Annotated in this window: 15 protein-coding genes and 1 riboswitch; of the genes, 7 read left to right on the top strand and 8 right to left on the bottom strand. The window is 72.7% G+C overall.

Features of this window, described 5'->3' with window-relative positions; genetic code table 11:
• Positions 1–139: 139 nt before the first annotated feature.
• The 4 genes from ACF053_RS12810 to ACF053_RS12795 all read right to left on the bottom strand — a co-directional run bounded on the left by ACF053_RS12810 (position 140) and on the right by ACF053_RS12795 (position 4,949).
• A complete protein-coding gene (locus ACF053_RS12810) occupies positions 140–1,663 on the bottom strand; it encodes a glycoside hydrolase family 3 protein (protein WP_391953891.1) in 1,524 nt (507 codons plus the stop codon).
• Positions 1,664–1,671: 8 nt separating this feature from the next.
• Positions 1,672–2,475: a carbohydrate ABC transporter permease gene (locus ACF053_RS12805; protein WP_391954099.1), complete on the bottom strand. Its 804-nt coding sequence runs from the start codon at positions 2,473–2,475 to the stop codon at positions 1,672–1,674.
• Positions 2,476–2,585: 110 nt separating this feature from the next.
• Entirely contained in the window at positions 2,586–3,596 is a 1,011-nt protein-coding gene (locus ACF053_RS12800) for a carbohydrate ABC transporter permease (protein ID WP_391953890.1), read from the bottom strand.
• Between the two features lie 75 nt (positions 3,597–3,671).
• The gene (locus ACF053_RS12795) at positions 3,672–4,949 is read right to left on the bottom strand and encodes an extracellular solute-binding protein (RefSeq protein WP_391953889.1); all 1,278 of its coding nucleotides are present in this window, start codon (positions 4,947–4,949) and stop codon (positions 3,672–3,674) included.
• 291 nt (positions 4,950–5,240) lie between these two features.
• Between ACF053_RS12795 and ACF053_RS12790 the strand changes: the two genes are divergently transcribed.
• The 7 genes from ACF053_RS12790 to ACF053_RS12760 all read left to right on the top strand — a co-directional run bounded on the left by ACF053_RS12790 (position 5,241) and on the right by ACF053_RS12760 (position 13,286).
• Positions 5,241–6,026, top strand: a complete 786-nt coding sequence (locus ACF053_RS12790; RefSeq protein ID WP_391954098.1) for a GntR family transcriptional regulator — start codon at positions 5,241–5,243, stop codon at positions 6,024–6,026.
• A 156-nt stretch (positions 6,027–6,182) separates the two neighbouring features.
• On the top strand, positions 6,183–6,446 hold the full coding sequence (locus ACF053_RS12785) for a DUF3311 domain-containing protein (RefSeq protein ID WP_058945426.1): 264 nt from the start codon (positions 6,183–6,185) through the stop codon (positions 6,444–6,446).
• Positions 6,443–8,065: a monocarboxylate uptake permease MctP gene (gene mctP / locus ACF053_RS12780; RefSeq protein WP_391953888.1), complete on the top strand. Its 1,623-nt coding sequence runs from the start codon at positions 6,443–6,445 to the stop codon at positions 8,063–8,065. Before ACF053_RS12785 ends, mctP begins: the two co-directional genes overlap by 4 nt.
• Positions 8,066–8,197: 132 nt before the next feature.
• Positions 8,198–8,950 carry a hypothetical protein gene (locus ACF053_RS12775; protein ID WP_391953887.1) on the top strand — a complete coding sequence of 251 codons (753 nt, stop codon included), beginning with the start codon at positions 8,198–8,200 and terminating at the stop codon, positions 8,948–8,950.
• Positions 8,951–9,171: 221 nt separating this feature from the next.
• Positions 9,172–9,335: riboswitch (cobalamin riboswitch) on the top strand.
• A 146-nt stretch (positions 9,336–9,481) separates the two neighbouring features.
• Positions 9,482–11,839 (top strand): ribonucleoside-diphosphate reductase subunit alpha, encoded by a 2,358-nt coding sequence (locus ACF053_RS12770; protein WP_391953886.1) that lies wholly within the window; start codon positions 9,482–9,484, stop codon positions 11,837–11,839.
• On the top strand, positions 11,839–12,858 hold the full coding sequence (locus ACF053_RS12765; protein WP_391953885.1) for a ribonucleotide-diphosphate reductase subunit beta: 1,020 nt from the start codon (positions 11,839–11,841) through the stop codon (positions 12,856–12,858). Before ACF053_RS12770 ends, ACF053_RS12765 begins: the two co-directional genes overlap by 1 nt.
• Positions 12,855–13,286, top strand: a complete 432-nt coding sequence (locus ACF053_RS12760; RefSeq protein ID WP_391954097.1) for a ribosomal maturation YjgA family protein — start codon at positions 12,855–12,857, stop codon at positions 13,284–13,286. The genes ACF053_RS12765 and ACF053_RS12760 overlap by 4 nt, the downstream gene beginning before the upstream one ends.
• 26 nt (positions 13,287–13,312) lie before the next feature.
• Here ACF053_RS12760 and ACF053_RS12755 read toward each other — a convergent pair whose 3' ends face one another.
• The 4 genes from ACF053_RS12755 to ACF053_RS12740 form a co-directional block, all read right to left on the bottom strand.
• Positions 13,313–14,050, bottom strand: coding sequence for a D-Ala-D-Ala carboxypeptidase family metallohydrolase (locus ACF053_RS12755; protein WP_391953884.1), 738 nt, complete (start codon positions 14,048–14,050; stop codon positions 13,313–13,315).
• Between the two features lie 287 nt (positions 14,051–14,337).
• Positions 14,338–14,988, bottom strand: coding sequence for a peptide deformylase (def, locus tag ACF053_RS12750; RefSeq protein ID WP_391953883.1), 651 nt, complete (start codon positions 14,986–14,988; stop codon positions 14,338–14,340).
• 73 nt (positions 14,989–15,061) lie between these two features.
• Positions 15,062–16,042: a tetratricopeptide repeat protein gene (locus ACF053_RS12745; protein ID WP_058940697.1), complete on the bottom strand. Its 981-nt coding sequence runs from the start codon at positions 16,040–16,042 to the stop codon at positions 15,062–15,064.
• Between the two features lie 97 nt (positions 16,043–16,139).
• Positions 16,140–17,336: an HD-GYP domain-containing protein gene (locus tag ACF053_RS12740; protein ID WP_391953882.1), complete on the bottom strand. Its 1,197-nt coding sequence runs from the start codon at positions 17,334–17,336 to the stop codon at positions 16,140–16,142.
• Positions 17,337–17,352 lie beyond the last annotated feature (16 nt).

Here is a 17,352-nt window from a genome sequence, read left to right as displayed (position 1 = left end):
ACCGCGCGGTCTAGTTCGCACCCACCCCCCCAAACCCGCGGGCCGGGGAGGGTCTTTGAGCCGCCTGTCACCGGGGGCCCCGGGGGCCTGGGGGGGGGGGGGGCCCCCCGGGGGGGGCCCGGCCCCTCCGTCACGTGCGCTACGCGCCCGCGACGACCTCCGCCGCCGCGATGCCGCAGACCCGCGCCGCACCGTGCGTCGCGATGTGCAGCGCCCCGCGCGGCGGAGCCTGGTTCAGGCCCATCTCCACCACGATCGTGTCGGGGCGGGCCGCGAGCAGCCCGTCCAACGCCTCCCTCATCCAGGCGTGACGGTGCGCGTCGCGCACGACGGCCACGATCCGGCGCTCCCCCGCCGCCCGCAGCACGTCCGCGGCGCCGGTCCCGGCTCCGTAGGTCCCCGTCCGGGTGCCCGGCAGGAGCCGCTCCAGCTCGACGCCGACGCCCCAGGGGGTCTCGTCGCCGACGGCGATGTTCGCCTCCGGCGCGTAGGACGCCACGTGGACCGGGCCCGCGGGCGGCTCGTACGGCGCCGCTCCGGGCGTGACGCGCAGGGCGCGGCGCGCCGCCACCAGGCCGATGTCGGTGCCGGGCGCGGTCCCCTCCTGCACAGCCGCGCCCGGCTCCGTTCCGGTCCCCCCGGCCCGGTGCGCCCGGGTCCAGGACGCCAGGGCGCGTACCCGCGCCGCCGCGTCGGCCAGCCGCTCCTCGGGCAGTTCGCCGCTCCGTACCGCCGCCACCAGCGCGTCGCGCAGGCTCAGGACGGTCCCCTCGTCCGCGAGGCCGCCGCCGACGCAGATGGCGTCGGCGCCCGCCGCGACGGCGAGCACGGAGCCTCGCTCGATCCCGTAGGTCGACGCGATGGCCTGCATCTCCATGCCGTCGGTGACGATCAGGCCCTCGAAGCCCAGCTCCCGTCGCAGCAGTCCGGTGAGGATCCGCGGGCTCAGGGTGGCGGGGCGGTCGGGGTCGAGCGCGGGCAGCAGGATATGCGCGCTCATCACCGATTTGGAACCCGCCGCGATGGCCGCGCGGAAGGGGACCAGCTCACGGGCGTGCAGTGTGTCCGGATCCACATCGATGCGGGGCATCGCGAGGTGCGAGTCGACGTTCGTGTCGCCGTGCCCGGGGAAGTGCTTGGTGCACGCGGCGACGCCGGCGGCCTGCATGCCCTCGATGTAGGCGACGGTGTGGCGGGAGGCGAGCTCCGGGTCGGCGCCGAAGGAACGCACGCCGATGACCGGGTTGTTCGGGTCGGAGTTGACGTCGGCGGACGGCGCCCAGTTGAAGTCCACTCCGCAGGCCGCCAGTCGGCGGCCCAGCTCGTGGGCGACGGCCCGGGTGAGCTCCGGGTCGTCGACGGTGCCGAGCGCGAGGTTGCCGGGGAAGGAGGAGCCGGTGCGGACCTCCAGCCGGGTGACGTCGCCGCCCTCCTCGTCGATGGCGACCAGGACGTCCTCGCGCTCGGCGCGCAGCCGCGCGGTGAGCGCGGTCAGCTGCTCCGGCGTGGCGATGTTGCGGCCGAAGAGCCCGACGGAGGAGAGCCCCTCGGCGACGCGCCGGAGCAGCCAGTCGGGCGGCGTCGTGCCGACGAAACCGGGCTGGAGGACGGTGAGGGCGTCGCGGGTCAGCGTGTCCGCGGTGTCGCGTACGAGTGTGGTCATGGGCCCGGTCATCCCTTCACTGCGCCGGCCGTGAGGCCCGCGGCCATCTTGCGCTGGACGAGGAGGAACAGGATCACGATGGGGACGGCCATCATGGTGGAGCCCGCCATCATGGGGGCGTACTCGGTGCCGTTCTTGGTGATGAAGTTCCCGAGCCAGACGGTGGCGGTCTGGTTCTGCTGGCTCATCAGCATCAGGGCGTACAGGTACTCGTTCCACGCCTGGATGAAGCCGTAGACCGACGTGGCGACCATGCCCGGGGCGAGCAGCGGGAAGACGACGCGGACGAAGGCGCCGGTGCGCGTGCAGCCGTCGACCATGGCCGCCTCCTCCAGCTCCTTCGGGATGTTCACGATGAAGCCGCGCAGGGTCCACACCGTGAACGGGAGGATGAAGGTGAGGTACGTGATGATCAGGCCGGTGATCCGGTCGTACTGACCCAGGTCGTTGAGGAGCAGGAAGACCGGGATGATCATCGCGACCAGCGGGACCATCTGGACCGCGAGGATGCCGACGATCACGATCTTGCGGCCGCGGAAGGCGAACCGCGAGATGGCCAGGGCGGCGAGCATGCCGACGGCGATGCCGATCACCACGACGACCAGGGAGACGACGAGGCTGCGGCCGACGGGGCCCCAGAAGTCGGCGACCTCCAGGGCGCGCTTGAAGTTCTCCAGCGTGAAGGTCGAGGGGAAGAAGTGCGGGTCCGGGTCGATCGCGTCCTTGGCCGGCTTGAAGGCCGTGTTCACCATCCAGTAGACGGGGAAGCCGAGGACGACGAAGACGAGCAGGCCCAGCAGGTTCCAGCCCAGCTTGCCGGAGCGCCGGCGGCGGGTGGTGGCGGTCCGGGGGGCCTTGGCGGCCGGAGCCGTCGGGGCGGCCGGGGCCACGGGGTTGGCCGGGGCGGCCGTGGCGTTGGCGCTCACTCCACCTCTCCGATCTTGAGCATCTGACGCATGTAGACGGCGACCGCGCCGAGCAGCAGGAAGACCGTGACGAGGGCGATGGCCGAGCCGGTGCCGTAGTCGTTCACGACGAACGCCTTGTCGAACGAGTAGGTCGTGAGCACCTGGAACTCCGGCTCGGGGTGGCCGTTGCGCATCACGTAGACCTGCGGGAAGACGCCCATGTCCCAGATGACGGAGAGGGTCGTCAGCATCACGATGATCGGCTTGAGGATCGGCAGGGTGACGAAGCGGAAGACGCCCCAGGCGCCGGCGCCGTCGAGGCGGGCGGCCTCCTCCAGCTCCTTGGGCACCTGGGTGAGGCCCGCGCTGAGCGTGATGACGACGAAGGGCACGGCGCCCCAGACGACCAGCAGCATGATCACGGCGAGGCCCTGGGGACCGCTGGCGAACCAGTTGTGGCCGATCATGTCGACGCCGGGGAGCTTGTCGATCAGCCAGTTCAGCACGCCGTAGTCGGCGTCGAAGAGCCACTTGAAGATGGCCGTGGCGACGATGATCGGCATGCCCCAGCTGGCCACGAGGACCACGCTGATCAGCGCCTTCACCCACGGCGAGACCCGCTGCAGCAGCAGGGCGATGAGCATGCCGAGGACCATGGTCAGCACGACGGCGCCGCCGGCGAAGACCACCGTGCGCAGGACGACGGCCCAGAACTCGCCGTCGCCGAGGATCCTGGCGAAGTTGGCGAAGCCGACGGACTCGGCTTCCTGGAAGCCCCACAGCTGCGGCTGCCCGAACTTCTGGAAGGAGAGGGCCACCAGCCGGAACAGCGGGTAGCCGAGGACCAGGACCAGGACGGTCAGGCAGGGCGCGAGCAGCAGCCACGGGACGGACGCCCCGGTCCTCGCGCCCGGTGCCGACGGTTTCCCGGCCGGCTTCCCGGGGTGGCGTCCGGCGCCCGGGCCGGGTGGTGGCGCTTGCCGCACCGGCGGCGCCTTCGCGGTGGTTGTCTCAGCGGCACTCATCCCGTGCTCCTCAGCGATCCCTCTCGTGGTGCGGGCCGGCGGGGCCCGTCGCGGTGACGGGGCCCCGCCCACAGGTCACTTGGTGTTGATGACCTTGTCGATCGCGGCGTCCGCGTCCTTGGCGGCGGCCTCGACGGACTTCTTGCCGTTGGCGATCTCGACGAGCATCGTCTTGAGGATCTGGCCCTTCTCGACCTGGCCCCAGCCGGGCGCGGTCGGGACGAACCAGCTGGACTCGGCGGCCGTGGCCGGGACGGCGGTCGCCGGGTCGGCCTTCAGCGGGGCGAGGTCGGCCTTGTTGTTGGGCAGGTTGCCCTTGGCGACGAGGCCCTTCTGGCCCTGGGGGCCGGTGAAGGCGGCGATCCACTCGGTGGCGACGTCCCGGGACTTCGACTTGACCGGCACGGCGAGGTCGGAGCCGCCCAGGAAGACCGGGAGGTTCTTGCCCGACGGGCCGGGCATGACGAAGTTCTCCAGCTTGTCCTTCAGGCCGCCCACCTTGTCGTTCTTCGGGTCGGCGGCGGTGGCGCCCTCCCACGCGGCGGCGAAGACGGTCCCCGCGTTGCCCTGGCCGAAGACGACGGGGCGGTCGGCCTCGTCCTTCGTCTTGTCCCCGTGCATGTAGGCGTCGAGGACCTTCTTGTACTCGGTGAGGCCCTTGACGGATTCCGGCGACGAGAGGTTCGCCCTCCAGGTCTCGCCGTCCTGCTCGGCGATGGAGCCGCCGGCGTCGAAGACGAACGACATCGCGGCGTACCAGTCCGGCGCCGGCTGGTACCAGGCGCTGAACTTGTCGCCCTTCTTCGCCTGGATCTTGTCCAGGGCGGCGGTCAGCTCGGCCCAGGTCTTCGGGGCCGCCTTGACGCCGGCCTCCGCGGCGACGTCCTTGCGCCAGGTGCCGATGCGGCCGCCCGCGTAGTAGGGGACGCCGTACGTCTTGCCGTTGTAGGTGACGGACTCCTTCAGGGCGTCCAGCCACTTGTCCGAGTTCTCGAACTTCGCGGGGTCGACCTCGGCGAAGGCGCCCTTCGCCATGTAGCCGATCATCTCGGTGTTGCCCATCTCGACCACGTCGGGGGCCTTGTCGGTGGCCAGCACGGCGTCGAGCTTGGTGTTCTTGTCGGGCCAGCCGTAGTACTCGTGCTTGATCTTGATGCCCGGGTACTTCTTGGTGATCGCGTCGTCGGCCGCCTTGACCAGGTCCGGCCAGTTGTTCTGCGCGTCGACGGTCAGCCAGACGGTCAGCTCCTTGGCGCCGCCCGCCTTGTCGCCGCCGTTGTCGGAACCGCCGCAAGCGGCGAGACTGACCATCATGCCCGCGACGCCGATCGCCGCGATGAGCTTGCGCTTCACGCCACCCTCCTCAGGGATGCCTGCAACCCCTGCCCACCGCGGAGACGTGCGACGTACGACGCATCTTGCTCGTGGGACTGGGACCTGATCTTTAATGGTTTAGACCAGTAACCCGGAGCTTGGCCTAGACCTTTGGGGGTGTCAAGGGTGTATAAGAGGGGCTGTTGCGTCCGTTATCGGACCGACACCTGAGGAGGGGCGACGACCCGTGACCGGTCCGTGCCACCATGTGAGCCGCGACAGACGGAGGAGCCGGTGACGGCAACAGCACAGGAGTCGGAGAGGCAGGCCATGGCCGCGCACAATGGCGGTACGGAGCCCGGGAAGGCGCTCCCGTCCGAGAACGGGACGGCGACGCGGACCGCTCGCGTGCCCAAGTACTACCGACTCAAGCGGCACTTGCTGGACATGACCGAGACCATGCCCCCCGGCACCCCCGTGCCGCCGGAGCGCACGCTCGCCACCGAGTTCGACACCTCCCGCACCACCGTGCGCCAGGCGCTCCAGGAGCTCGTCGTCGAGGGGCGGCTGGAGCGGATCCAGGGCAAGGGCACGTTCGTCGCCAAGCCCAAGGTCTCCCAGGCGCTCCAGCTCACCTCCTACACGGAGGACATGCGCGCCCAGGGCCTCGAACCCACCTCCCAGCTGCTGGACATCGGCTACGTCACCGCCGACGACACCCTCGCCGGGCTCCTCGACATCCAGCCGGGCGGGCGCGTCCTGCGCATCGAGCGCCTGCGCCTGGCCAGCGGCGAGCCCATGGCCATCGAGACCACCCACCTGTCGGCCAAGCGCTTCCCGGCGCTGCGCCGCTCGCTGGTGAAGTACACGTCCCTCTACACCGCGCTCGCCGAGGTGTACGACGTGCGGCTGGCCCAGGCGGAGGAGACCATCGAGACGTCGCTGGCCACGCCGCGCGAGGCGGGGCTGCTCGGCACGGACGTGGGCCTGCCGATGCTGATGCTCTCCCGGCACTCCATCGACGAGGACGGCGCGCCCGTCGAGTGGGTGCGGTCGGTGTACCGGGGCGACCGGTACAAGTTCGTGGCCCGGCTCAAGCGGCCGAGGGACGAGTAGGCCCGGCCGGTCGGACCCGACGGCGGGCACAGAATTCCCACGCGTCACACACGCCTCCGCAGTCACACCGTTATCGAGCGACGGGTTCCCTCGCGCCGGGCCGTCCCCTAGATTCACCGCATCGCACGGCTGATCTTGAGGGGACGGTGCCGCCGTATGCCGGAGATGTCGCAAGAGAAACCACCCGTCGTCACCCCCGTGCGGGTGGTGATCGCGTTCTGCCTCGTCGCCCCGTTCGTCGCGATGCTCTGGGTGGGCTCCTACGCCCGGACGGAGCCGGTGCTCATCGGGATCCCGTTCTTCTACTGGTACCAGATGCTCTGGGTCGTGCTGTCCACGGCGCTGACCATGCTCGCGTACCGGCTCTGGCACCGTGACCAGCGGGCCCGCGCCTCCCGGGACGGGGGTGCGGAGCGATGAAGGACGGTGTGAACGGCGTCGCGCTCGCCGTCTTCGTCTTCTTCTTCCTGCTCGTCACGGTCATGGGCTTCCTGGCCGCGCGCTGGCGCCGGGCCGAGAACGAGCAGAGCCTCGACGAGTGGGGCCTGGGCGGCCGGTCGTTCGGCACGTGGGTCACGTGGTTCCTGCTCGGCGGGGACCTGTACACGGCGTACACCTTCGTCGCCGTCCCGGCGGCCATCTACGCGGCGGGCGCCGCCGGCTTCTTCGCCGTGCCGTACACGATCCTCGTCTACCCGCTGATCTTCACCTTCCTGCCGCGCCTGTGGTCGGTGTCGCACCGGCACGGCTACGTCACCACCGCCGACTTCGTGCGCGGCCGCTGGGGCTCCAAGGGCCTGTCGCTGGCGGTCGCCCTCACCGGCATCCTCGCCACCATGCCGTACATCGCGCTCCAGCTGGTCGGCATCCAGGCCGTGCTGGACGTGATGGGCGTCGGCGGCGGCGAGTCCACGCACTGGTTCGTCAAGGACCTCCCGCTGCTGATCGCCTTCGGCGTCCTCGCCGCGTACACGTACTCCTCCGGGCTGCGCGCCCCCGCGCTGATCGCGTTCGTCAAGGACACGCTCATCTACCTGGTCATCGCGGTCGCCATCATCTACATCCCGATCAAGCTCGGCGGCTTCGACGCGATCTTCAGCGCCGCGAGCGACGCCTACGCCCAGGTCAACCCGGCGACCGACAAGCCGCGCGGCGCGCTGGTGCCGGGCGAGGCCGGCCAGTGGACGTACGCGACCCTGGCGCTCGGCTCGGCGCTGGCGCTCTTCATGTACCCGCACTCCATCACCGCGACGCTGTCGTCCCGCAGCCGTGACGTCATCCGCCGCAACACCACCATCCTGCCGCTGTACTCGCTGATGCTGGGCCTGCTGGCGTTCCTCGGCTTCATGGCGATCGCCGCGGGCATCAAGGTGCAGAACGGCCAGCTGGCCATCCCGCAGCTGTTCGAGGACATGTTCCCCGACTGGTTCGCCGGGGTCGCCTTCGCCGCCATCGGCATCGGCGCGCTCGTGCCGGCCGCCATCATGTCGATCGCCGCCGCCAACCTCTTCACCCGCAACATCTACAAGGACTTCCTGAAGCCGGACGCCACCCCGGAGCAGGAGACCAAGGTGTCCAAGCTGGTGTCGCTGCTGGTCAAGGTGGGCGCGCTGGCGTTCGTCCTCACGATGGACAAGACGGTCGCCATCAACTTCCAGCTCCTCGGCGGCATCTGGATCCTCCAGACCTTCCCCGCGCTGGTCGGCGGCCTGTTCACCCGGTGGTTCCACCGCTGGGCGCTGCTCGGCGGCTGGGCGGTCGGCATGGTGTACGGCACGTGGACCGCGTACAACGTCGCCGGCCCCACGCAGAAGCACTTCGGCGGCTCGTCTGCGGAGATCCCCGGCATCGGGGAGATCGGGTACATCGGCCTCACCGCCTTCGTGCTGAACCTCCTGGTCACGGTGGTCCTCACGTTCGCGCTGCGGGCGGTGCGGGCGCCGGAGGGCGTCGACGAGACGACCGCCGGCGACTACACCGCCGACGTGGGCGACGCGGGCGTCCGCCGGACGATGCCCAAGGTCGGCACCGGGCACTGAACCTCGGGCCGCCCGGCGGCGAGGGCCCCCGCACCGTCCCGGCAGGGCGGCGGGGGCCCTCGTCCGCGTACCGGGCCGGTAGGGCCCCGGGGCCCCCGTCCGCGTACCGGGCCGGTAGGCGAGGATGTGCGCATGACACGACGCCCGGTGCCCACGCCCCTCCCCCCGCGCCCCCGGCGCGCCCCGGCGCTCCTGGCCGCCCTGGCGTCGCCGCTGCTGCTCCTCGTCGGCTGCGGCACGCAGGTGGCCGGCTCCGCCGTCCCGGACCGGGCGGAGTTGGAGGCCCGCGCCGCCGCCCTGCAGACCAGGGCGGAGCACGTGTACGTGACCGAGGCCGCCGGCTTCGCCCTCGCCGAGCAGTCGGTGGGCGTCCTCGGCGACGACGGCTTCTCCGCGTCGTACGTCTCGAAGGGCGGCGGCACCCTCACCCTCGGCGTCGAGCGGGGCCGCCTGGAGGACGTGGGCTGCGCCGCCACCCCGTCGGCCGCGCCCGCCCCGTCGACCGGCGCGGGCGCGGCCGGTGGTGCGCCGTGCGCAGCGGACGGGGCGCTGTGGTACCGCTCCGGGGACACCGCACACGAGTACCTGCGCGTCGAGGGCGGGCTGCGCATCCGCGTGAGCGCCGACCGCGCCGCCGTCGACCGCGCCACCCTGCGCGCCGCCGCCGAGCGGGCGCACCGCGCCTCCGACGAGGAGTTGGCCGAGGTACTGCCCGAACGCGCGCCCGGGACGGGCGACTCGGGAGCCACGACCGGCAGCGGCGGGACCGGCCGCACCGGCGGCACGGCCGGCAACGGCGGTCCCGGCGGCGCGCCCGTGGAGCGCGGGGACCTGCCGCCCGTGGGTGACGGGGCGCCCGACAACGGCGTGGGCGTCAGCGGCTGACCCCGCCCCACCACCCCGGCCACACGCGTCCCCGCGGGCTCGCGGGCTCGCGGGAGCCCCGGGGCCCCGTGTCGGCCCCCGTGTCCGCCCGCGCCGGCCCTTCCCGAGGGTCCGCGCGCCGGTCCGGTGAGACCCCCGCGGCACCTCCGCGCGGACCCCTCCGCCGCGGCCGGAGCCCCTCCCCGGGCTGCCACTGTTCGCGTACGCGCCGACACTCTGACACAACATGTGGGGTGTGCGGTGAGGGGTGCCCCCCACATGTATGCTCGTCCTCGCTGTCGCAGCAGGGGAATCCGGTGAGAGTCCGGAACTGTCCCGCAACGGTGTACCGGTGTGCCCTTCGCGTACCCGCGAGTCCGACGACCTGCCGACAGCGCGCCCGGACCGTCCGGCCCGGGTGCCCAGACGTCCGGGCCTCGCGGAGTGGGCCGGTGGACGCGGTCTCGCACGCCCCCGTGCCCGGGGTGAGGCGCGCCCCGCTCCCCCGCCCCCGCCCGCGGGACCCCGAGCCGAGCGAGGGAGAGCCCCCACGTGACCATCGCGCCAGCGGATCCGGCTTCAGCCACCGAAGTCGACGCGCCCGGGACCGCGCTGCTGCGGACCCTGACCGACCTCACCGCGGACCTCCCCGACGCCGACCCCGGCCGGGTCGCCGCCGCCGCCCTGCGCGGCCGGCACGCCGGGTCGGACGAGGCCGAACTGCGGGAGCTCGCCACCGAGGCGGCGGCCGGACTGATCGCCGAGGACCCCGCGTACTCGAAGCTCGCCGCACGGCTCCTGACCCGGACCATCGCCGACGAGGCGGCCGGTCAGGGCGCGGTGTGCTTCTCGGCCTCCGTCGCCGTCGGCCACCGCGAGGGGCTCATCGCCGACCGCACCGCCGAGCTCGTGGCGGGCCACGCCGACCGGCTGGACGCCGTGATCGACCCCGCGGCGGACGACCGGTTCGGCTACTTCGGCCTGCGCACCCTGTACTCGCGCTACCTGCTGCGCCACCCGCTCACCCGCAAGGTGGTCGAGACGCCGCAGCACTTCCTGCTGCGGGTGGCCTGCGGCCTGGCCGCCGACCCTTCGGCGGGCGCCCTGGACGAGGTCGAGGCGCTGTACCGGCTGATGAGCCGCCTCGACTACCTGCCGTCCTCGCCGACCCTGTTCAACTCGGGCACCCGGCACCCCCAGATGTCCTCCTGCTACCTGCTGGACTCCCCGCAGGACGAGCTGGACTCCATCTACGACCGCTACCACCAGGTGGCCCGGCTCTCGAAGCACGCGGGCGGCATCGGTCTGTCGTACTCGCGGATCCGCGCCCGCGGTTCGCTGATCCGCGGCACCAACGGCCACTCCAACGGCATCGTGCCGTTCCTCAAGACGCTGGACGCGTCCGTCGCCGCCGTCAACCAGGGCGGGCGGCGCAAGGGCGCCGCCGCCGTCTACCTGGAGACCTGGCACGCGGACATCGAGGAGTTCCTGGAGCTGCGCGACAACACGGGCGAGGACGCCCGGCGCACGCACAACCTCAACCTGGCGCACTGGATCCCCGACGAGTTCATGCGCCGCGTCAACGCCGACGCCGACTGGTCGCTCTTCTCGCCGTCGGACGTCCCCGAGCTGGTCGACCTGTGGGGCGAGGAGTTCGACGCCGCCTACCGCGCCGCCGAGGCCAAGGGCCTGGCCCGCCGGACGATGCCGGCCCGCGACCTGTACGGCCGGATGATGCGGACGCTCGCACAGACCGGCAACGGCTGGATGACGTTCAAGGACGCCGCCAACCGCACCGCCAACCAGACCGCCGAGCCGGGCCACACGGTCCACTCCTCCAACCTCTGCACGGAGATCCTGGAGGTCACGGACGACGGCGAGACCGCGGTCTGCAACCTGGGCTCCGTCAACCTCGGTGCCTTCGTGACCGGTGGCTCCATCGACTGGGAGCGGCTGGACGCGACCGTCCGCACGGCCGTCACCTTCCTCGACCGGGTCGTCGACATCAATTTCTACCCGACCGAGCAGGCGGGCCGCTCCAATGCCCGCTGGCGCCCGGTGGGCCTGGGCGCGATGGGCCTCCAGGACGTCTTCTTCCAGCTGCGGCTGCCGTTCGACTCCCCCGAGGCGCGCGCCCTGTCGACGCGGATCGCCGAGCGGATCATGCTCGCCGCGTACGAGGCCTCCGCCGACCTGGCCGAGCGCCACGGCCCGCTGCCCGCGTGGGAGAAGACGCGGACCGCGCGCGGCGTGCTCCACCCCGACCACTACGACGTCGAACTGGCCTGGCCCGAGCGGTGGGAGGCGCTGCGCGCCCGCGTCGCCGAGGTCGGCATGCGCAACTCGCTGCTGCTCGCCATCGCGCCGACGGCGACGATCGCCTCCATCGCCGGGGTCTACGAGTGCATCGAGCCGCAGGTCTCCAACCTCTTCAAGCGCGAGACGCTGTCCGGCGAGTTCCTCCAGGTCAACTCCTACCTGGTGGACGAGTTGAAGAAGCTCGGCGTGTGGGACGCGCAGACCCGTGAGGCGCTGCGCGAGTCCAGCGGCTCCGTGCAGGGCTTCACCTGGGTCCCGGCCGACGTGCGGGCCCTGTACCGCACGGCGTGGGAGATCCCGCAGCGCGGCCTGATCGACATGGCCGCCGCCCGCACGCCGTTCCTGGACCAGTCGCAGTCGCTGAACCTGTTCCTGGAGACGCCGACCATCGGCAAGCTGTCGTCGATGTACGCGTACGCCTGGAAGCAGGGTCTGAAGACGACGTACTACCTGCGCTCCCGCCCGGCGACCCGGATCGCCCGTGCCGCCCAGGCGTCCGCCGCCGCCCCCGTACCCGCCCAGCAGGTGTCCGAGCCCGACGCCGTCGCCTGCTCCCTGGAGAACCCCGAGTCCTGCGAGGCCTGTCAGTGATGCCGTCCCCCCACACCGAGAAGAACCTGCTCGACCCGGGCTTCGAACTCACCCTGCGCCCCATGCGCTACCCGGACTTCTACGAGCGCTACCGGGACGCCATCAAGAACACCTGGACCGTCGAGGAGGTCGACCTCCACTCGGACGTCGCCGACCTCGCCAAGCTCACCCCCGGTGAGCAGCACATGATCGGCCGTCTGGTCGCCTTCTTCGCGACCGGCGACTCGATCGTGGCGAACAACCTGGTCCTGACGCTCTACAAGCACATCAACTCCCCCGAGGCGCGCCTCTACCTCTCGCGGCAGCTGTTCGAGGAGGCCGTGCACGTCCAGTTCTACCTGACGCTGCTCGACACCTACCTGCCCGATCCGGCGGACCGCGCGGCCGCGTTCGACGCCGTGGAGAACATCCCCTCGATCCGTGAGAAGGCGCAGTTCTGCTTCAAGTGGATGGACTCGGTCGAGAAGATCGAGCGGCTGGAGACGCAGGCCGACCGGCGCCGTTTCCTGCTGAACCTGATCTGCTTCGCCGCGTGCATCGAGGGCCTGTTCTTCTACGGCGCCTTCGCGTACGTCTACTGGTTCCGCTCGCGGGGCCTGCTGCACGGGCTGGCGACCGGCACCAACTGGGTCTTCCGTGACGAGACGATGCACATGAACTTCGCGTTCGAGGTCGTCGACACCGTCCGCAAGGAGGAGCCGGAGCTCTTCGACGACGCGCTGCGCCAGCAGGTCACGGACATGCTGAAGGAGGCCGTCGAGGCGGAGCTGCAGTTCGGCCGCGACCTGTGCGGCGAGGGCCTGCCGGGCATGAACACCGAGTCGATGCGCCAGTACCTGGAGTGCGTCGCCGACCAGCGCCTCACCCGCCTGGGCTTCGCCCCGGTGTACGGCTCGGAGAACCCGTTCGCGTTCATGGAGCTCCAGGGCGTCCAGGAGCTGACGAACTTCTTCGAGCGCCGCCCGTCCGCGTACCAGGTGGCCGTGGAGGGCTCCGTCGACCTGGACGAGGACTTCTGACGGGGAGCGCCGGGACGCTGCCCACGCGGCTCGCGGCCGGCGCCGCCGCCGCGCTGACCGTCGCCGCGGGCCTGGGAGCCAGGTCCGCGGCGACGGGCGCCTGGACGACGTACGCCGGGGACGCGCTGTACACCGTGCTGGCCGTGGCGCTGGTGGTGCTGGTCGCGCCCCGGCTGCGGCCGGTGGCGGCGGCCGGGGCGGCGCTGGCGTTCTCGTGCGCGGTGGAGCTGTTCCAGCTGACGGGCGTACCGGCCGGGCTCGCCGCCCACAGCCGGCTGGCGCCCCTGGTCCTCGGGACGTCGTTCCACGCCCCGGACCTGCTCTGGTACGCGGTCGGCGCGGGGGCCGGCTGGGCGGTCCACTCCGCCTGCCGCCGCGGCCGGGGCCCTGGGGGCAGCGGCCGCCGGGCGACGACCACGACCGTCTGACCGCCGCGGCGTCGGCGCCGCGGCCGTCAGATGCCGCAGCCGGAGGCGGACCAGAACCGGTCGGCCCGGTGGTCGAGGTGGGTGTGGTCGCCGTGCCCGGGGTAGCCCGGGCCGAGGATGCCGTTGAAGCCGTGGTTGCGGGCCTGCTGGGCGAGCCGGCACAGCGAGTGCGGGCCCGCGCCGAGGTCGGCGGCGTCCCCGTACAGGTGGCGGCTGCCCGACGCGCCGCCGACCGCGTCGTTGCAGGCGTGTGAGCGGAAGCCGCTGGTCACGGTGATGGGCTGGTCGCCGAGCGCGTGGCGCAGGGCCTCCAGCTTCCACATCGTGCGCAGCGCGTTGGACTTGGCGGTGGCGGCGCTGACGGCCCCGCCGGACCAGGTGGTGTTGCAGTCGTTCAGCTCGGCGTAGCCGAAGTGGACGGGCGTGCAGTCGTCGTCCTGGAGGGCGTACAGCTTGCTGAAGGTGGCGGGGCCCGCGACGCCGTCGGCCGTCAGGCCGTACGCGGCCTGGAACCGCTTGACCGCCGCAGTGGTGGCCGGGCCGTAGGCGCCGTCGACGGCGAGGACGGCCCCGTATCCGGGGTAGCCGGCGACGCGGATCTGCAGCTGGGTGACGTCGGCGCCGGAGGCGCCCTGGGAGAGCGTGCGCGACCAGGTGTAGCAGCCGTCGGCGTGGGCGGTGCCGGCCGTGGTGACCACGCCGACCGACAGCGCAGACATGAGCATGACAAAAGACAGCAGGAGTCGTCCGGTCCGTCCGAGCATCGTGCCTCCGTGTCCGAGCGGGCGTCCCGGCGGGCGCCGGGCGCGACGGGCGGGACGGCGCGGGCGCCGTACCGCTCCCGAGACTGGCGGGGCGGTCGACGCGCGTCAACAGGGCGTGGCCGCCCTTCACCCGCCCGACCCCCGACGGACGTGGACGGGCCCCGTCCCGGTCACCGGAGCGTGACCGGGACGGGGCCCGGAAGACCTGGACGAACGGGGAACGGCCGTACGGGAGGCACCGGGGCCCGGACGTGCCCGGCCGGACGTGCGGGGCCGCGACGGCGGCGTCAGTCGTTGGCGACGACCGGATAACGGGGCGTGCCCTCGGCCATCTGCCGCAGCGCGTCCTTGCGGTCCCGCTTCGACAGCCGGTCGATGTACAGGTACCCGTACAGGTGGTCCGTCTCGTGCTGCAGGCAGCGGGCGAAGTACCCGGTGCCCCGGACCTTGATGGGGTTGCCCTTCACGTCCTGGCCTCGCACCACCGCGTAGTCGGGCCGCGCCAGCGAGGCGTACGCCGTCGGGACGGACAGGCAGCCCTCGTTGGAGTCGTCGAGGTTGCGCCGGTCCGCCGGCAGCTCCTCCAGCACCGGGTTGCAGACGACGCCGACGTGCCGCACGCCCTCGTCGTCCGGGCAGTCGTAGACGAAGACCTTCAGGTCGACGCCGATCTGGTTGGCGGCCAGGCCCACGCCCTCGGCGGTGCGCTGGCTGGCGAACATGTCGTCGACGAGCCGGGCGAGGTCGTCGTCGAAGGCGGTGACGTCCTTGCACTCCTTGTGCAGCACGGGGTTGCCCACCACCGTGATCGGACGCGACGTACCGCGCTCGCGGTGCGCCTGCTCGCGCTCCTCGCACTGCTCCGTGTCGACGACGAACCCCTCGTCGTCGACGGGGAGGGCGTCGAAGCCCTGCTGGTCCGTCTCCTGCTGCGCCATGTCCGGTTTCGCGCCTTCCCTCAGTACCCGTTGCCGTGTGCCCGTACAGCCTAAGGGGCCCCTGCGGCGGGCATCAGCAGACTTCCTCCAGATCGCGCCACTCCCGGCTGTCCGGGCTGTCGGCGACCCAGCCGTCCAGCAGCCCCCGCACGAGGCCGGCGGGCGCGGCGATGCCGCACTCCCGCTCGGGCACCCACAGGTCCCCGGCGGTGCGGTGGCCGAGCGGGCCCGGGTGGCCCGGCTCGCTGTGGTCGTGGGGGTCGAGGTGCTCGCCGTCGCCCTCGGCGCTCGGCATCCGGGACTCCGAGCAGGTGCGGCACAGCAGCCGCACGGACGAGGACCAGTCCTCGGCGGCGAACCCGGCGTCGGCCGCCAGCCGCTCCAGGGCGTCCCGGTCGGCCTCGGTCGCGGCCTCCAGCAGGACCACCCAGGTGGGAACGGGCGACGGGGCCCACAGCTCGATCTCGTCGAACACGGGGAAGCTGTGCCCCGACGCGGTCGTGCGCTCGCCGTTGGGGACGCCGTCGTGGAGGACCACCTCGCCCCAGCGGCGCCCGGAGGACGGCAGCGGGATGGACAGCACCTCCATCCGGGCCGGGTCGAGCCTGCGGCCCCACACGACCTCGGCCTCGCCCTCCGGCGACAGCCGCACGGCGGCGCTGCCCAGCTCCATGCCGACCGGCTCACCGCCGGGCGCGGTGCCGCCGGGCACCTTGAGCCCGTACGCCTGCCAGGCGCGGCGGGCCAGCGGCCAGTCCTGGAGGGCGGTCGCGGCGATGCCGACGTTCCACCAGTCGGGCGCCCCGGTCTCCTTGTCCAGCAGGGCGACGGCGCGCAGCCCCGCGGCGCGGGCCTGCTCCCAGTCGTGCCGGAACTTGTGCAGGAGCGCCAGGTTGAACCAGGACTCCGAGAGCCAGGGCTCCAGATCGGCCGCGCGCGTCAGCAGCGCGCCCGCGTCCTCGTACCGCCCGTCCCCGATCAGCGTGAACGCGCGGTCGGTGGCCTGCCGCCACGAGGCGGAGGGCCGATGCCGTACCTTCCCGAAGATCCTCACGATTCCCGCCTGCCGGTCGCTGAAGGTCACTGCCCCCGGACACCCTCTCGTTGGCATCCAACCATGCCCGGTCGCACGCCCGCTCATTACCCATGGGTTACCCCGGCACCCGCCCCTCGACGCCGCCCCGGGCGAGGACTCTGACGAGGGATTCCACGACCGCCGGGTGGTAGTCGCGGGCGGTCCCGAGCCTCAGGTGCTCCAAGGCCGCGAGCGCCCGGTGGGCGCATTCCCCGGAGAGGTCGTCGTACGCGTTGACCGCCCGGACGATGCGCGCCGCGAGGGGTTGCTCGCGGTACGGGTCGGCCTGCCGCTCGACGACCACGGCCACGGCCGGCGGGACACCGGTCTGGCGGACCACCGCCCCGCCGAGCAGGGCGATGCGGCGTTGCTCGGCGGCGGGCAGCAGGGCCGTGGCCCCGTCGGGGACCGGGTCGACCAGGGAGAGCTGGCCGATGTCGTGCATGAGGGCCGCGTACTCCAGGACGGTCAGGTCCTCGCGGCACAGCCCCATCTCCCGCCCCACGGCCCGGCTCAGCGCGGCGACGCGGTGGGCGTGGCCCGGCGGGGTGTACCCGGCGATCTCGGTGGCCCGGGCGAGGGAGGCGATGGTCTGCCGGTAGGTGCGGCGCACGGCGGCGTACCGGCGGAACGCCAGTTGCGTCAGCAGCAGCGGTACGCACAGGACGGGCAGCGTCCACAGGCCCGCGACCGCGACCGCCAGGGCCATCACCGCGCCGGTGGCGCACACGGCGGACGCGACCCCGGGCAGGGCCCGCAGCTCGTCGCGGAGGAGCGGACCGTACGGGTAGCCGGTGCGGGCGCGCAGCAGCAGGGCGGCGAGGACGGCGTCGCACAGCGCGGTCAGGGCGAGGACCAGCAGCAGGAACGGCACGTACCGGGGCGACGGGGGCTCCGCGTGCAGGGGTCCGGCGCAGACGGCGGCGAAGGTGACGGTCAGCGTGCGCCGGGCGGTCCGGTCGGGCTCCGGCCCGCGGCCCCGCGCCACGTCCGGCACGGCGCCCACGAGCACCCCTGCGGCGGTGACCGTCACGACCTGGGCCACCCCGCACCCCGCGGGGGTGCCGGCCGGCACCCCCAGCAGGGCGTACGCCAGCGCCCCGGCCGCCGCGAGCGGGGCCGGCTCGCGCTCGCGGGGCGGTCCGCCCCGGCGCGCGAGCACGCCGATCGCGATCAGCACGCCGAAGGCGAGGGCGGTGCCGGGCTCCGCGAGCCCGTGCCAGAGGGTCCATCCGAGGGACAGGGCGGTGGCGGTGGCGGCGGCCCCGTACACGAGGAGGACGGTGAGG

Origin of the sequence: Streptomyces kanasensis (genome assembly GCF_043077165.1) — a bacterium.
Taxonomy (GTDB): domain Bacteria; phylum Actinomycetota; class Actinomycetes; order Streptomycetales; family Streptomycetaceae; genus Streptomyces; species Streptomyces changanensis.
The sequence above is the reverse complement of the archived record's forward strand: the minus strand, read 5'-3'. Positions and strand labels throughout refer to the sequence as shown.

Bases quoted from the DNA above. Each gene is read 5' to 3' on its own strand.
- ACF053_RS12810 (WP_391953891.1), bottom strand. From the start codon at position 1,663: ATGACCACACTCGTACGCGACACCGCGGACACGCTGACCCGCGACGCC.
- ACF053_RS12800 (WP_391953890.1), bottom strand. From the start codon at position 3,596: ATGAGTGCCGCTGAGACAACCACCGCGAAGGCGCCGCCGGTGCGGCAA.
- ACF053_RS12790 (WP_391954098.1), top strand. From the start codon at position 5,241: ATGGCCGCGCACAATGGCGGTACGGAGCCCGGGAAGGCGCTCCCGTCC.
- ACF053_RS12785 (WP_058945426.1), top strand. From the start codon at position 6,183: ATGCCGGAGATGTCGCAAGAGAAACCACCCGTCGTCACCCCCGTGCGG.
- mctP (WP_391953888.1), top strand. From the start codon at position 6,443: ATGAAGGACGGTGTGAACGGCGTCGCGCTCGCCGTCTTCGTCTTCTTC.
- ACF053_RS12775 (WP_391953887.1), top strand. From the start codon at position 8,198: ATGACACGACGCCCGGTGCCCACGCCCCTCCCCCCGCGCCCCCGGCGC.
- ACF053_RS12765 (WP_391953885.1), top strand. From the start codon at position 11,839: ATGCCGTCCCCCCACACCGAGAAGAACCTGCTCGACCCGGGCTTCGAA.
- ACF053_RS12755 (WP_391953884.1), bottom strand. From the start codon at position 14,050: ATGCTCGGACGGACCGGACGACTCCTGCTGTCTTTTGTCATGCTCATG.
- def (WP_391953883.1), bottom strand. From the start codon at position 14,988: ATGGCGCAGCAGGAGACGGACCAGCAGGGCTTCGACGCCCTCCCCGTC.